The following is a 14,208-nucleotide window of genomic DNA, read 5'->3' as shown; positions in this document are numbered from 1 at the left end:
GGACAACGTGCCTGGAGAATGGAAAGAAGGGGAAAGAAGGCTATTGCGTCGATGCCGGTTTGGCGTACAGGCCCCTGGCCAGGCCATTGTCCGCATCGTCGACTTTCAGGCCACCCTTGACCACGCGCAAGCACAGCTTCTGGAATGCCTGGGCTCTCAACCACTGGGGATCGGTGACGGCGAATGCGGCGATACGTTCCTGCGCGCGCACGGGCGGCACGGCCAGCCATTGATAGTCGGCTTTTGAACCCTGGCGGCGCAAGCCGGCGCGCACCCAGCTTTCCGACGCCGGCATGCGGACGATGGCGTCGCCGTTCGCCACGCTGACGGCCGTGGCCGTCTTGCCGCTTTGCGCTTCGAACTTTACTTCCACGCCGGCCATCGGCCCCACTTTGGGGAAGCCGACGATGGCCACCCACAGGCCCGCTTCGGCGGGTTTCTGGATGCGCATTTCCGATTCCTCGAACACGCGAAACTGCGGCTCCTTGCCGCCGTTGCCCGCCACCAGGGTCACCACGTCGCCAGCAACGCGCCACTCGCCGCTGGCTTGCTCGTCGGTATTGCCATAGCTGAGCATCCATTCGAAGGTGCCGTCCTTTTTCAGCAGCAGTTCGGAACCCGTTTCCATGACGCCTTGCAGGTAATAGTGTCCGGGCAGCGTAGCCGGGGCCGGCTCCGCCGCGCTGGCCGAAAACGACAAGGCGAGGGCGGCGCAGGCCAGCAGGCCGTAGAGGGATTGCTTCATCGGTGTGTCCTCGGTGTTCTGTATGAGATGCCATCATAGCAACGGCAATTAAATTGCCGTCGCACGACACACCGCGCTGCCCGCCTGGCGTTCAGCTGCCGCTGAAATCGAGCACCACGCGCGAGGCAACCTTGCCATGTTCCAGCCGGCTGAAGATCTCGTTGATGGCCGACAGCGGCTGCAATTCCACGCCGGCCTTGACCTTGCCCGTGGCGGCGAAGGCGAGCGCCTCGGCCATGTCCTGGCGCGTGCCCACAAAAGAGCCGCGTATCGTCACGCAATTGGCCACCACGTCGAACAGCGGCGTCGGGAAGTCTCCCGGCGGCAAGCCCACCAGCACGCAGGTGCCGCGCTTGCGCGTCATCGCCACGCCTTGCTGGAAAGCATCGATCGATGGCGCCGTGATCAGCACGCCGTGGGCGCCGCCCCCGGTCGCTTCGCGCAAGGCCGCGACGGGGTCGCCCTGGCGCGCATTGATGGTCACTTCGGCGCCCAGGGCGCGCGCGTGCTCCAGCTTGCCTTCATCGATGTCGACGGCCGCCACGCGCAAGCCCATGGCCACCGCATATTCGATGGCCAGGTGGCCCAGTCCGCCGATGCCGGATACGGCCAGCCACTGGCCCGGCCGCGCCCCCGTTTCCTTGATGCCCTTGTAACTGGTCACGCCCGCGCAGATGATGGGCGCTGCTTGCACGGCAGAAAGATCCGCCGGAATGTGCGCGACGTAGCGCGGGTCGGCCAGGATGTATTCGGCGAAGCCGCCATTCTTGGTGTAGCCGCCGAACTGCGCCTCGGCGCACACGGTTTCCCAGGCTGCCAGGCAATGTTCGCAATGGCCGCACGCCGAGTACAGCCAGGGCACGCCGACCCGGTCGCCCAGTTGCACTTCGGTCACGCCCGTGCCCACGGCCACCACCAGGCCGATGCCTTCGTGGCCGGGAATGAACGGCGGCGTCGGCTTGACGGGCCAGTCCCCGCGCGCCGCATGCAAGTCAGTGTGGCAGACGCCGCACGCTTCCGTCTTGACGAGGATCTGGCCGGGGCCTGGCACCGGCACGGGAACCTCGCGCAGCACCAGCGGCTGGCCCAGTTGCTCGACGACGGCGGCTTTCATGGTAGGGGGGATCATGGTATTCCTTATGAAGTGGCGAATGCATCGTGCAAGGCGCAGAACAGATCCTTGCGAATGATCATATTCTGCTGCACACAACAGGAAAATTGATTGATCCACATCAACTTATACTGGGAGGGCGGCTATAAAAAAGCACCCGTAAGGATGCTTGCTGCTCATATAAAAATCATTTGTCTGTAGCCAGGGTTTGTAGCGGCTTCGGGGCATACAGTGCATTCTGGAATTCTGGCACGTATTCATATTTCATCATCTTTCCCAGCTTCAATGACTTGATATACCGGGAAAAGCTGCCGTCGCCCAGTTTCAGGCTTGCCGATTCCGCGTTCGTGCTCGATGCATGACTCAGTTGGCGGGAAACGGAATAGCCGTAAGTCAGCTTGCCGGCGCCATCCTTGTTGGTGAAGCTGTTGGTCACCATATCTGCCTTGTGCGACAGGTCGCCCAGTTTTTTTCCTGTAAAAACAAAATCCAGCTGTCCCGTTGCGCTGTCCGTGACGGCAAAGGAAATGCTTGCGTCATTTTCTTTTATGTCGATGCCAGTCAGCCACTTGGGCAGGTTGTAGCCAACGACACCACGCACCCTGGCCAGTTCCGTGTTCACGGGCAGCTTGAGCACATAGCCCCAGAAATCATTGGACAGCGATTGGCCCAGCAACGTGAACGGGCCAAAACTGGAGCTGCCGGGCTTGTTGGTCACGATCGCCAATGAAATTTCATTGTAGCTGTCGTTGTCGCAGTATTCGTAGGCGTAGGCCGTCAACGCCACCGCGCCCCGGCCCGGCCACACTTGCAATGGCTGCACTTCTTTCAGTATGTCTTCCGGCATCAGCTCCTTCAAGCGCGCGATGTCGGCCGTAAATACGGCCGTGATCTTGCGGTTCTTGTAATAGAAGTTCGGTGAATATGAGTCAAAGCCGATGGCGACCTTTTCTTTTTGAATGCCCTGGAACCAGCTCAGGTCTAGTTGCGGCGCTTCCGACGCGATGACCGATAACGGTGGATTCGAGCGAAAGCGGTCATACAAGCCGCCAGCCGCCACCGGCACGTCATGGCCGGCGATATCAATGAAGACCTGCGTGTTTGTCGCAGGAATTTCTGCCCGGGATGGGCTCGCGGCGATACTTAGCATCAATGTTGATACTGCCGCGGCAATTGTCATGTTCATTGCTTGCACCTTCACTGTTTGATTTGGGTAAATTCCATTTACAGGCCGCTTGCCGCGAGCCCGTTCATCCTGCGGCGATACTGCCGGTTCCTGACGGCGGTTTCCCATTGCTGCATCGCTAGCGCCAGGGCGGGCGCCACATTGGGCCTTGTTTGCTTGCCCTGACTCAGGCGCCGCAGCTGATACTTCACCATCGCCATATAGCCGATCGACGACAGCACCTTGTTTTTCCAGGTAATGGCCCTGAGCAAGGGGCTTGCCGATTGATCGGAACGCCATGCTTCCGGCAACTGCGGATCGATGGCCAGCGCCGTTCCCATGCCTGCCATGGCAATGCCGCTGTTCAATACTTGCTCGACCACCGGGTAACGGCGTATGCCGCCCGTCACCATGATGGGCATCCGGGCCACGGTGGCGATGTCCTTCGCGAATTCCAGGAAATAGGCTTCGCGGGCCAAGGTGCGGCCGTCGCGGGTCTGGCCATGCATCGCAGGGGCTTCATAACTGCCGCCGGACAATTCAATCAGGTCCACGCCCAGGGTATTGAGCATGGAAACTACATGCTTGGCATCTTCCGAACTGAAGCCGCCTTTCTGGAAATCCGCCGAGTTGAGCTTCACCGCGACGGCAAAGCCTTGGCCCACAGCTTGCCGCACCCCGTTGACAACATCGACCAGCAGCCGCGCCCGGTTTTCGAGCGAGCCGCCCCACCGGTCCCTGCGTTTATTCGTAATAGGGGAGAGGAACTGGCTGAGCAGGTAGCCGTGCGCGGCATGGATTTGCACGCCCGTAAAGCCGAACTGTGCCGCCAGCTTGGCGGTATGGACAAAGCGCTGCTTCACGTCGGCAATATCGGCTTCCGTCATTTCCCGCGGCGCGGAAAACTGCTTTGAAAAGTTGCCCATATCCATAGGCACAGGTGATGGCGCCATGGTTTCCTGTCCCATGGCGGCAGGCATCTGGCGTCCTGGATGGTTGATCTGCATCCAGACCTGCGCCCCGCGCGAACGGGCGGTGCGTGACCACTGCTCGAAGCGGGCGCCAAATTGCTCGGACTCAAGCACCACCCCGCCTGCCCCCGTCATGGCGCGGCGGTCGATCATCACGTTTCCCGTAATCATCAAGCCAACACCACCGTCGGCCCACGACTGGTACAGGCGGATCAGCTCGTCCGAAGGAGCGTGGTCCTTGTCGGCCATATTCTCTTCCATGGCGGCTTTGGCCAGGCGGTTGGGAATGACGGTCCCATTGGGCAATGTCAGTGCGGTAAAGGGGTTCATGCTTATCTCCAAGGTTGCGATGGCCTCACGATAAGCTTTAAGCTAACTTGAAGGTCAAGCCCTGAAATGCACTTTTTTTGCCTGTGTCCCGTTCGCGACACGGGCTGCAAGAAATGCAGCACCTTGAGACAACAAAAATCCTGCCACCACCCATCTGCCGCTTGACATTCAAGTTGGCTTTAAGCTTATAGTGGATCACATGGTGCAGGCCACGCAACCATCAGGAGGACGATCCCATGTCAGTTTTCAAGCAGCTTTTCCTCGCCTTCATGCCGCTCCTGTTTGCGCAGATGGTCGCTGCAGAACCGGCGTCGCCAAAGCGGGAACCGGGCACAGTACTCGTGGTCATGACCAACCATTCCCAGTATCCGAGCAGAAGCGACCATACGGGGCTCTGGCTCACGGAATTGACGCATGTGTATGACGCGCTGAAGGACGCCGGCTTTGGCGTCGACTTCGTCAGCCCGAACGGCGGCGCCGTGCCGCTCGATGAGCGCAGCCTGGGATGGCTGTATATGGATGCGGCGGCCAAAAACCATTTGAAAGATCCCGCTTTCATGGCGGCGCTGGAATCGACGCACGCGCCGGCCGACATCGACCCTGCTGCCTACCAGGCTATTTTCTACACGGGCGGCCATGGCACGATGTGGGATTTCAAGGGCAACCAGGAGCTCAAGCGCATTGCCGAGGCGATCTACCGCAACGGCGGCATCGTTTCTTCCGTCTGCCATGGCGCCGCCGGCCTGCTCGATCTGCAAGACGATAACGGCAAGCCGCTGATACAAGGGCGCCGAGTGACGGGTTTTTCGAATACGGAGGAATCGCTGGCCGGCATCAAGGAGCAGGTACCCTATCTGCTGCAAAGCGAGCTCGAGGGCAGGGGAGCGCTATATGATAAAAGCTTCATCCCGTTCGGCAGCTTCGTCATGACCGATGGCCGCCTCGTCACGGGCCAGAACCCCGGATCGAGCAAGGAAGTGGCGCAAGCGCTGCTCACGGCCCTGCGGAATAACAAACCATACTAAGGGAGCGGGAAAAACGATGAAAATTGGCGAACTGGCCAAGCGCAGCGGCCTGGCGGCATCCACGATACGCTTCTATGAATCCAAGGGCTTGCTGAAAGCCGTGGACCGGCAATCGAACGGCTACCGCGACTATCCTCTGGAAGCGGTGGCGGTACTGTCCATTATCAGCGACGCCCAGCAGGCGGGCTTTTCCCTGGACGAAATCAAGCAAGTCTTGCCGGAGGATATTTCATCATGGAAACATGATGCGCTGATGGTAGCGCTCAAAAAGAAGATCGTCGATATCGAGTCCCTGGAAGTACGCCTGGCGCAGAACAAGGCGCATCTTTTGTCGCTGATTCAACTGATCGATGCCAGACCCGAGGATATCGACTGCAAGGATAATGCGGCCAGGGTGATGGAAAGCATGGGTATAGTCAGTAAAAAATGAATACAAAACTGGTTTGCATCAGGTAAAACGCGCAGGGGAATGGATGCGCTTGTCCAGCGGCCTCTCGTTGAGCGCATCGGCGGCCCGATCCACGAATTGCCTGACATCCCCCACCTCCGCAAACAAGGCGGCATAGGCCCCCCGGATCAGCACCGTGCACTGCTCGAATTTCGCGAGCTGCGACAAGCCTTCATCCGTGGGCATGAATATCCGTCGCCGGGCATCATTGTCATCGTTCCGATACTGTATGAGGCCCAGGCGGAGCAGCTTTGGTATCTTTTGCATGACCAGCTGGTGCGAATGTCCGAGTTCGCGCGCCAGATCCGCGGCGGAGGCCGTGCCGAGCGTTGCAAGAACAGTCATCAGCGAACACGAACGGACCGGGATGACGATCCCCATCGTATCGAAGACGGCCTTGGATTGCTCAGCGATCAGGACGCTCAGCCGTTCGACAGCGCGGCCGAGAAACACGGCGTCATCGATCGCGGCCGGTTGAGGTGTCTCCTTAGTCAAGGCGCTTGTACCTCTGGATGCTGCCGTCCATGTTCACGCGTTCCAGCGCCGTCACTTTTCCGCGCGAAACATCCAAGCGGTATCGAAAATCCGACACGCCTTCCACCGCGAACAGGTTGGGACCGATCGGCTCGAGCGCGACCCGAAACCGGTCGCGCCAGATATAGTAGAGCGTGCCATTGTCCAGGATGATCTGGCGACCTTCATATTTTCCAGCCGCTTTCGCCAACATCCCGGCATCGACGTGCGGGCGCTCGATGGCCGCCGTCAAGCTCGGGAGCAGCCAGGCAAGTTCGGTTCGCCTGGCGTCATCGGTCTTCGCCAGATTTTCAAGCGCCAGCTTGTGCGCCAGAGGCAGCGCGCGTATAGAGGGGCTAGGGATATCGGGTTGCACGCCGGCACCTTCGAAATCGCCATGGTCCACGGGGTCCTGGATCTGGCCGATCGGCACTTGCAAGAAAAAATCGTCGTTGAGCGGCTTGCGCGCAACCGGATGCGCACCGCCGGCGGTCCGCTCCCCGATCAGTGTCGCTCGCCCGAGCTTCTTCATCGCATAGGAAAACCATTCTGCGGAGGAAAACGACGTGGAGCCGGTCAGGATATAGACCGGCTTGTCCACCATGCGCTTGCCAGGCAGGCCCGGCAGCACCCATTGCCCGCGCTGGATACGCTTGCCATCCTCATTATAATAATAGTCGAAGAGCAGCTGGTCTTTCTCGCTGGAGAAGAAATAGCTCGCCAGGAATTGCGCCATTTCCAGATGTCCGCCATTGTTATAGCGCAAATCGATGATAACGGCATCCGTATTGCCGACGAAGCGCATAGCGGACGCGGCCGTATCATAGGCAAGTTCCGGATCGGCAAAATAGCTGAAGCGTATATAGCCGATATTTCCCTTCAGGCGAGCGACCTCATCGAAACCGAAATTGCTCTCCTCCAGCGTGCTCAATTCTTCTTTTCGTATCTTGGCCTTGAGCGCCGGATTGGCCTTCGCCTTGAATTCCGCGATCCATTTTGCGTCGGCACCCACGAAGAAATGCAGGTCGCCGCTGACTTTGAGGAGATCGTCGGTCAGCTTGCTCGCAAACGCTGCCTTCGTGGTCGCCGCGTCATAATCTCCCTTTTTCAGCCGCTCCTGAAGCACCGGCGTAATTTTTCTTGCGATGTCCGGAAACGGGTAGTTCGCATTCAAGGTGCTATCGAGGGAGGCGATGATCGCGCCCTTTTCGTCTCGTGAGATGCCCGGCACCTCGGCAAAAGCGCCCGATGCGCAAACGATGGACAGCGCCGACAGCGCTTGAAGCAGACATGAGTGATAGCGCATTCTAATGTTTCTCCTCGGTGAGACTCAAGAATACAATATATTGCGCAATATGTTGTATAAAAAATTAGGCAGCATCGGGCGGGCGGCTTCCACCCGGTGCCTGACGCATTGCGTGCTGACGGCCGCTTCAATCCGGTATCCAGTGCGCGTGTCTTGGGCGATGCAGTGTTGCTCAAACCGTGATGTTAACGTCTTGCTATCAATACTGTATGCATGTACAGTTAACGTGCTTCAATCGCATACAACAATCTACCTCGGGAGTAACTCACCATGCTTGACCACATGACTTTCCGCGTGACCGATATTGGTCGTGCTAAAGCGTTTTACAGCGCAGCCCTTGCGCCATTGGGCTACAGCCTATGCTTCGAAGGCAACTACGGTGCGAACATGCTGGGGTTTGCTTACCCTGACGCCTCTGAGCCTGACGGCAAAAAAGCCGATGTATGGTTCATCGATGGCCCATCACCATACGGGGGGCCGCCAGCGACTACCGGCTGCCACCTGGCATGGCGCGCAGAAACTCGTGCGCAAGTGGATGCTTTTTACCTCGCAGCGATCACCGCCGGAGGAAAAGACAATGGCGCCCCCGGCCTCCGCCTAGACTATCACCCTCACTACTATGGCGCCTTTGTCATTGATTTAGAAGGCAACAACATCGAAGCTGTGTGCCACCAACCAGGATGAGTAGCGCACAGTGATGACGCGTGAACGGCCGGATACCCAGACCGCCGAAACGCCGAGCGCATGCGGGGCGCTGGAAGTGCAGGCATACAGGAAGGGCGGCCTTCGCGAAGGTATGACACAACCAGTGTGAAGACGCCCGGCGTAGCTGTTCAGCTTGACCCATATCGCCGACTTTATCCAAAGAATCAGCAGGGCCGGCGCGGCGAGTTTTGACGATCGGATACAGGCCGTGACGCGTGGTCGCAAGCCGCTATGCTCAAGGCATCCTGGGGCGCGGCCCGAACGGTGAACAAATGGGACAAGTCCACGTCCGTGACCCGCACCGTTTCGGCTTCGGCGTGGCCGGGGCGCACAAGATCGCCAGCTACATAGCGAAATACTGCGGCAAAGAAATGCAGTGCAGGGCGCTTGACCAGAAACGCTACTTCCGCTCCAGGGGCATCGTGGTGCCGGAAGTCGATGTATGGCGGGTGCCGTTTTGTACAAACATGCTGCGCGCTGCGCAGGCCGCATTCCAGGCGCTATCAGGTCATTGCATGGACGGCCTACAGAGCTGGTGCAACAACAATCTCGGCGTCGTTTTTTACCTGGCGACGGCTCCGGGGTTGCCACAAGCGGTGGACGATTGTCCCTTCTGACAGTTACTCCACCTTGATTGACAGGTAGGGGGGGGCGTGACATGGCAAATTTTGATGCTAATTCACTGCGGATACTTGAGCAAATAGAGGATGAATTCCGCAATCAGTACTGGATTATCCGTAATTCCAGGCGGACCAATTGGCGGGCAGTGAACCGCACGAGGATGCTAGGCGATTTTATGTACATGCTAGGGGTTCCGAAATGGGCGGTGCAGCAGGCTCGTTATTGTCTTCGTCTGCGTGTATGCAAACGTTGTTTTAAAGATGAATTTCGGTGTTATGGAATTTGTGGGCGCGCAAAGCGTGGTGATTTTGACACGTAGAAATTTATTTTTTGGCTGCTGACTTGTCGATGCGAGTAGAATGAGGTTCACAATTCCCTCGATGGATTTTTATGGACCAGCTAACTCTTATTCCCCGCGTTGAATCTGGAAGTATTATTCCTCAAAGAAGTAGAGATGGATACATTAGTGCCACAGCACTGTGCCAATCTGTAAATAAAAGGTATTCCGACTATAGATCCTTGAAATCCACTAGTGAATTTATTGCTGAATTGATAGCGCAAACAGGCCTATTGGAAAACCAACTTATTCACATTATTAGCGGTGGCAACCCTAGCTTACAAGGAACGTGGGTTCACCCATATCTTGCTATGAACTTGGCGCAGTGGTTATCGCCTAAATTTGCAGTTAAAGTGGCTCAGTGGGTAACTGAATGGCAGCAGGGAATTTCCAAGGCTGTATTGCCAGCGCATATCGAGAGATATATGCTGAACCGTGGGAAAATTCCATATACCCATTTTTCAATGCTTAATGAAATTACTTTAAACCTGATTGCCCCACTAGAACAAGGAGGATATACACTTCCTGAAAATATGGTGCCTGATATTTCAGAAGGAAAAATTTTCTGCAAATGGCTTAGAGAGCACCGTGGAGTAGAACCTAGCGAATTTCCAACTTATCCGCATGCATATCCAGATGGTCGAGTAGTGCCAGCTAAACTTTATCCGATTGAACTGTACGAGGATTTCAAACGTCATTTCAATGAAATTTGGCTACCGCTACATGCGCCGCGATATTTCGCAGCGAAAGATCAACAGGCGTTGTCGTATGTAAAAACTCTCTTACTCTCCAACTAGAAATAATTTTTGGCTTTAATAAATATTATTTTTGGCTTTAATAAATATTAATATAATTTTTATATGGAAAAATAAATGTCTACCAAATCGACTGGCAGTAAAGTAGCTTCCACTGTAGGACGGAGTCTGGCAAATCCGAATGCATCTACACTTCAGCGTAGGTTAGCTGGCAGCGCATTGGCTCAGTCCGGAACGACAAAGGTCACTGGAAAAGTGATGGAAGGTAAGGCATCTGCTGCGTTGCAAAGTGGAAAAAGCAGCCCTACAACAAAGGCGCTGGCAGGTTCCTTAGTTTCTCAATCCAAAAAATAACCGTAACTGGTGTCCAAACTGTATTGCACAGGAATTACATGAAAACGATGACCTTTGAAGAGGCACTTAACGATTCTCTGATATGTAAAAAGCGACATCTACTGCTTGGCAATGGATTTAGTATCGCCTGTCGTCCAGATATCTTTGTTTATAAACGTTTGTTTGAACAAGCTGATTTTCGACAGCTATCCGCAACTGTGAGACAGACATTCGAAGCGTTGGATACACAAGACTTCGAACGGGTTATTAAAGCCCTACGTGATACAAGAACCATTGCTGCGACATACGGGGGAACTCCACCCGAAGTCCTACGGTCCATGTATGAAGACGCCGTGGGTTTACGTGAACTGCTTGTTGAAACCATCGCAAACAGTCATCCAGCTTGGCCTGGTGACATCAGTGATGCTGAGTTCCGCGCATGTAAGATTTTTCTGGCAAATTTCAACAATACGTACACGCTGAATTATGACTTACTCTTGTACTGGACCCAAATGCATACTGATGAGGGCGAGGCTCGGATGTCGGATGATGGTTTTCGCAAATCAGAGGACGATTATGATACCCCTTACGTGGTATGGGAGCCTAGCAACAGTCATAATCAAAATACTTGGTTTTTGCATGGCGCTTTACATCTGTTCGACGCCCGGACCGAAGTTCAGAAATATACTTGGATCAATACCGGTCTTCGTCTTATTGAGCAAATCCGTGATGCCTTGAATCGAGACCTTTTTCCTATTTTTGTGTCAGAAGGAACCAGTAAAGAAAAATTGGAGCGTATCCGCCACAACGATTACTTAGCGAAGGGGTTTCGTAGTTTTTGCGAAATTACCGGTGCTCTCTTTATCTATGGGCACTCATTGGCAGAAAATGATGAACATTTTCTTAAGAGAATAGAAAAAGGAAAAGTTAGCCGATTGTATGTCGGGATTTATGGTGATTTGGAAAATGTAGCCAACAAAATTATTATTCGTAGGGCCTTATTAATGGTGGATAAGCGCGCACAGAGGAATCTCACAGTATTGTTCTATGATGCTGCCACTGCAAAGGTATGGGGTTAAGTTGAAGATTAAATCTCTCAAAAAATGCACTTTATTAAAATAGGGTGGCTGAATGAATGCGATCAATCTTCAAAACGTCACGATCCATAATCACACGGAATTAACTGCGAATGGGGATTGGGTGTTAGTGGAACTAGTTGGGGAAGTGAATGTATTAAAAATCGAGGTCGGGATTGTGCTTAATTTTGGCGGGATTCTTCTTACTGGAACGCTCGTTGGCGGTGCAAGATATTTCGATGAGGTGAAGCAGCAGATGACGGCTTACGAGAGGATTGATGGTTCTCTAGATAGCACCTTGGAAAGAATCGTAGATCAAGGAAAATCTTTGTACAACGTTGCTGCAAAAGACGGGATGCGGCGCCCACCAGAGTACTTACATTTGATTGATGTTCACTTTCCAAGTAACGTCAACGACGTAGGCACTGTGAAATTGTCAACTTGGAGGGGGAAGATCGCGGATGTTTGTGGCTTCCATTTGCATATCGCAGCAGAAGCTCCAGAGCTAAGGCATGCAACTATGTCAAGAGGGTCTGGCGATCTTGGTTCAAGTGTTCTTGGCGTTTGTGAGTTGGAGAGAGCGAAGTAGGAGCTGATTTGTATGAACTAAAAGTAGTACCCACCTCCGTCCATTATTTGACATAATATAAAGAGTCTGCACCTTGCGAGGCGATAGGGGCCTTTATTTGTGCGGCTTGCGCGCTGTCAGGTGTCAAAAACAAATTGACGCCTGCCACCAGTAGGACGCTAGCTGCCGTTGCTGCCGTCCTCGCCATAAAAACTTCCCACAGACTGCTTTGCCCGGTCTTTTCTGCTCGGTCGATGCATGCGGCTCCGACCACTAGTAGCGGATCAATATTTAGCGCCATGGCGACAGCTAAGCATGTTTCGTCATCCATCACTCTTCGACCGTTGACGTAGTGTGCTACAGCGCCCTGAGTGATTCCCAATATCTGCGCCAATTGTTGTTGAGTTGGGTTCCCGAGCTTTGCTTGTAAGTCCGCTAAATATTTCACGCTCTTCATATATTTCTCCTTGACACTATTACGCCTGTATTGTTTAATACACCTGTACTTATTACACCTGTGTTATCTGACGAATCGTAGGTGTTTACCTGCGTCGAGTCAATCGGTTAACGCTGATAAATCTATCCAATTGTCACAAATTTTCACGTTGAAATGCTCAGTGTCCGGTGCGTGGGGTGTCTTGAACGGTTCTCTTCGGCCTGAAATAGCGTGACAAGTAACGAAATTTATTTCGCCGTAATGGCGCCATTTATGCCCTAGAGGGCTAACGAAAAGGGAATACACATGAAAGCCAAAATCGAGATCGTACACATCGTCCAAGTTGCCGGAACCTCCCGTAAAACCGGTAATGACTACGACATCCGCAATGCGCAGTGCGTCGTCCGTAATGTGGGGCCGGATGGTGTCGTCAAGCCGATGATTGGCGTTCTGTCGCTTCCTGCTCGATACAAGGATTTGCCGAAGGGGGTTTACATGATCGAGTTTGACGCCGCCGTGGGTCAAAACAGCCGCATCGTGTCGGAGGTGGCTGACGTCAAGCAGTGGGATGGCGCCGCAGTCGAAGGCCCAGTCCGTACTGTCACCATCGAAGTACTGAGCGTTACCTCGCGCTCCGGCTTCTCCAAAAAATCGCTCAAGGATTACAACATGCTCTTTGCCGATTGCCTTGTACATAAGGTGGATCGTGAGACGGGCGAAGTGGCGCTACTCGTCGGTGAGTTGCTCGTGCCGGATACCTTTAAAGATGTTGTTCCGGGCCTGTATGAAGTCGAGTTTGAAATCGCTATCGGCCAAGACAAGCGTATCGGCGGTCGTGTCGTCGGCATGGTTCCTAAAGTGGCTACTGCGTCCAAAGCGCCGCAAGTTCCAGCTGTGCCTTCCTCCGCTTCCACGGCTCAAGAAAAACCTGTCGCCACGGCATCTTCTAAGGCGAATCCGGCTCAACAAACTTCGGCGTAATTCATATGCCAGTTTGCGTCGAAGGAATGTCACTTGCTACCACGCCCCGCACACCTGGGCTGTCTCCTTACATTCCGGTTCCTTTTCGTAACGATCCCAATGCTTGTACTTGGGTTTTGCAAACTGGTCGTGAGTTCGCGGAGGCTCAGGCTGCTCAGCAGGAGTTGGAGGCTATGTTTTTGCCGTGCATTTTGGTCGTTATTTTTGTCCTCGGCTGGATAGCGGGGGCGCAACGATGATGCTGCTTAAAAATCTCTGGCCCGTTCTGTTTTTGGCTGGCCTGTTTGTCTGCGGCGTGTATCTGGCCAAGTACGTTATTGCCCGTTTTATGGAGCACAAATAATGACTATCGCCGCTGTCGTTGGCTATGCCTTGGGTGCGTTTGGTATTGGGTATGCCGCTGGCTCGATACAGCGAATTATCCGGCGCTCTATCGAAATTTTGGATTAGCTCTCTTTTGGCGCGTGGCCGTCGTCAATCGTACTCGTAGGCCAAATTTTAAGGACTTGAACATGAAAAAAAATATTCTGCGTGGTTTGGCTCTGGTAGGTGCTGTGGCTGTTTCGGCTGGTGCGTCGGCTGCTGACGATCAAGGTGTTGCCGCGATCACGGCATTGTCCGCCACGGCCACTACCTACATCTCGGCAGCGTTCGCGGTTGCCGTCTTGGTCGCCGGTGGTTTCTGGGGTATCAAGATGATGAAAAAGGCATTCTCGAAGGCTGGCTAAGTCTGGCTCTGTGGTACGGGCGACTTCGGTCGCCTTTTTTTTTGAGGGGCCATT

17 protein-coding genes are annotated in these 14,208 nt (G+C 54.5%); 10 read left to right on the top strand and 7 right to left on the bottom strand.

Annotation, left to right across the window (positions count from 1 at the left end):
- Positions 1–40: 40 nt before the first annotated feature.
- From U0004_RS15900 to U0004_RS15885, 4 genes are all read right to left on the bottom strand, one after another.
- The gene (locus tag U0004_RS15900; RefSeq protein ID WP_070257607.1) at positions 41–745 is read right to left on the bottom strand and encodes a hypothetical protein; all 705 of its coding nucleotides are present in this window, start codon (positions 743–745) and stop codon (positions 41–43) included.
- Between the two features lie 91 nt (positions 746–836).
- Positions 837–1,874, bottom strand: coding sequence for a zinc-dependent alcohol dehydrogenase (locus U0004_RS15895; RefSeq protein ID WP_269462252.1), 1,038 nt, complete (start codon positions 1,872–1,874; stop codon positions 837–839).
- A gap of 169 nt (positions 1,875–2,043) precedes the next feature.
- A complete protein-coding gene (locus U0004_RS15890) occupies positions 2,044–3,042 on the bottom strand; it encodes an acetoacetate decarboxylase (ADC) (RefSeq protein ID WP_231958258.1) in 999 nt (332 codons plus the stop codon).
- 38 nt (positions 3,043–3,080) lie between these two features.
- Positions 3,081–4,322 (bottom strand): NADH:flavin oxidoreductase/NADH oxidase family protein, encoded by a 1,242-nt coding sequence (locus U0004_RS15885; RefSeq protein WP_070257609.1) that lies wholly within the window; start codon positions 4,320–4,322, stop codon positions 3,081–3,083.
- Between the two features lie 236 nt (positions 4,323–4,558).
- Between U0004_RS15885 and U0004_RS15880 the strand changes: the two genes are divergently transcribed.
- Positions 4,559–5,347, top strand: coding sequence for a type 1 glutamine amidotransferase domain-containing protein (locus U0004_RS15880; protein ID WP_070257610.1), 789 nt, complete (start codon positions 4,559–4,561; stop codon positions 5,345–5,347).
- A gap of 16 nt (positions 5,348–5,363) precedes the next feature.
- The gene (locus U0004_RS15875) at positions 5,364–5,777 is read left to right on the top strand and encodes a MerR family transcriptional regulator (protein WP_070257611.1); all 414 of its coding nucleotides are present in this window, start codon (positions 5,364–5,366) and stop codon (positions 5,775–5,777) included.
- Between the two features lie 18 nt (positions 5,778–5,795).
- On the opposite strand, the gene U0004_RS15870 is transcribed toward U0004_RS15875, so the two are convergent.
- Complete coding sequence (locus tag U0004_RS15870; RefSeq protein ID WP_081345705.1) at positions 5,796–6,290, bottom strand: MarR family winged helix-turn-helix transcriptional regulator; 495 nt, start codon at positions 6,288–6,290, stop codon at positions 5,796–5,798.
- Complete coding sequence (locus U0004_RS15865) at positions 6,283–7,614, bottom strand: S41 family peptidase (protein WP_070257612.1); 1,332 nt, start codon at positions 7,612–7,614, stop codon at positions 6,283–6,285. Before U0004_RS15865 ends, U0004_RS15870 begins: the two co-directional genes overlap by 8 nt.
- Positions 7,615–7,884: 270 nt before the next feature.
- Between U0004_RS15865 and U0004_RS15860 the strand changes: the two genes are divergently transcribed.
- The 6 genes from U0004_RS15860 to U0004_RS15835 all read left to right on the top strand — a co-directional run bounded on the left by U0004_RS15860 (position 7,885) and on the right by U0004_RS15835 (position 12,030).
- Complete coding sequence (locus U0004_RS15860) at positions 7,885–8,298, top strand: VOC family protein (RefSeq protein WP_070257613.1); 414 nt, start codon at positions 7,885–7,887, stop codon at positions 8,296–8,298.
- Between the two features lie 236 nt (positions 8,299–8,534).
- Positions 8,535–8,936: a hypothetical protein gene (locus tag U0004_RS15855; RefSeq protein ID WP_139144186.1), complete on the top strand. Its 402-nt coding sequence runs from the start codon at positions 8,535–8,537 to the stop codon at positions 8,934–8,936.
- A gap of 394 nt (positions 8,937–9,330) precedes the next feature.
- Positions 9,331–10,074, top strand: a complete 744-nt coding sequence (locus tag U0004_RS15850) for a KilA-N domain-containing protein (protein ID WP_071653693.1) — start codon at positions 9,331–9,333, stop codon at positions 10,072–10,074.
- 75 nt (positions 10,075–10,149) lie between these two features.
- Positions 10,150–10,386 carry a hypothetical protein gene (locus tag U0004_RS15845; protein WP_071653694.1) on the top strand — a complete coding sequence of 79 codons (237 nt, stop codon included), beginning with the start codon at positions 10,150–10,152 and terminating at the stop codon, positions 10,384–10,386.
- Positions 10,387–10,424: 38 nt separating this feature from the next.
- Positions 10,425–11,444: a DUF4917 family protein gene (locus U0004_RS15840; protein ID WP_070257615.1), complete on the top strand. Its 1,020-nt coding sequence runs from the start codon at positions 10,425–10,427 to the stop codon at positions 11,442–11,444.
- 52 nt (positions 11,445–11,496) lie between these two features.
- Entirely contained in the window at positions 11,497–12,030 is a 534-nt protein-coding gene (locus U0004_RS15835; protein WP_070257616.1) for a hypothetical protein, read from the top strand.
- A 43-nt stretch (positions 12,031–12,073) separates the two neighbouring features.
- On the opposite strand, the gene U0004_RS15830 is transcribed toward U0004_RS15835, so the two are convergent.
- Entirely contained in the window at positions 12,074–12,466 is a 393-nt protein-coding gene (locus tag U0004_RS15830) for a helix-turn-helix domain-containing protein (protein ID WP_115057496.1), read from the bottom strand.
- 285 nt (positions 12,467–12,751) lie between these two features.
- Between U0004_RS15830 and U0004_RS15825 the strand changes: the two genes are divergently transcribed.
- A complete protein-coding gene (locus U0004_RS15825) occupies positions 12,752–13,426 on the top strand; it encodes a hypothetical protein (RefSeq protein WP_070254906.1) in 675 nt (224 codons plus the stop codon).
- A 512-nt stretch (positions 13,427–13,938) separates the two neighbouring features.
- Positions 13,939–14,154 (top strand): major coat protein, encoded by a 216-nt coding sequence (locus U0004_RS15820; protein WP_070254907.1) that lies wholly within the window; start codon positions 13,939–13,941, stop codon positions 14,152–14,154.
- Positions 14,155–14,208 lie beyond the last annotated feature (54 nt).

Source organism: Janthinobacterium lividum, assembly GCF_034424625.1.
GTDB lineage: Bacteria > Pseudomonadota > Gammaproteobacteria > Burkholderiales > Burkholderiaceae_D > Janthinobacterium > Janthinobacterium lividum.
The sequence above is the reverse complement of the archived record's forward strand: the minus strand, read 5'-3'. Positions and strand labels throughout refer to the sequence as shown.

Bases quoted from the DNA above. Each gene is read 5' to 3' on its own strand.
- U0004_RS15900 (WP_070257607.1), bottom strand. From the start codon at position 745: ATGAAGCAATCCCTCTACGGCCTGCTGGCCTGCGCCGCCCTCGCCTTG.
- U0004_RS15895 (WP_269462252.1), bottom strand. From the start codon at position 1,874: ATGATCCCCCCTACCATGAAAGCCGCCGTCGTCGAGCAACTGGGCCAG.
- U0004_RS15890 (WP_231958258.1), bottom strand. From the start codon at position 3,042: ATGAACATGACAATTGCCGCGGCAGTATCAACATTGATGCTAAGTATC.
- U0004_RS15885 (WP_070257609.1), bottom strand. From the start codon at position 4,322: ATGAACCCCTTTACCGCACTGACATTGCCCAATGGGACCGTCATTCCC.
- U0004_RS15880 (WP_070257610.1), top strand. From the start codon at position 4,559: ATGTCAGTTTTCAAGCAGCTTTTCCTCGCCTTCATGCCGCTCCTGTTT.
- U0004_RS15875 (WP_070257611.1), top strand. From the start codon at position 5,364: ATGAAAATTGGCGAACTGGCCAAGCGCAGCGGCCTGGCGGCATCCACG.
- U0004_RS15865 (WP_070257612.1), bottom strand. From the start codon at position 7,614: ATGCGCTATCACTCATGTCTGCTTCAAGCGCTGTCGGCGCTGTCCATC.
- U0004_RS15860 (WP_070257613.1), top strand. From the start codon at position 7,885: ATGCTTGACCACATGACTTTCCGCGTGACCGATATTGGTCGTGCTAAA.
- U0004_RS15850 (WP_071653693.1), top strand. From the start codon at position 9,331: ATGGACCAGCTAACTCTTATTCCCCGCGTTGAATCTGGAAGTATTATT.
- U0004_RS15845 (WP_071653694.1), top strand. From the start codon at position 10,150: ATGTCTACCAAATCGACTGGCAGTAAAGTAGCTTCCACTGTAGGACGG.
- U0004_RS15840 (WP_070257615.1), top strand. From the start codon at position 10,425: ATGAAAACGATGACCTTTGAAGAGGCACTTAACGATTCTCTGATATGT.
- U0004_RS15835 (WP_070257616.1), top strand. From the start codon at position 11,497: ATGAATGCGATCAATCTTCAAAACGTCACGATCCATAATCACACGGAA.
- U0004_RS15830 (WP_115057496.1), bottom strand. From the start codon at position 12,466: ATGAAGAGCGTGAAATATTTAGCGGACTTACAAGCAAAGCTCGGGAAC.
- U0004_RS15825 (WP_070254906.1), top strand. From the start codon at position 12,752: ATGAAAGCCAAAATCGAGATCGTACACATCGTCCAAGTTGCCGGAACC.
- U0004_RS15820 (WP_070254907.1), top strand. From the start codon at position 13,939: ATGAAAAAAAATATTCTGCGTGGTTTGGCTCTGGTAGGTGCTGTGGCT.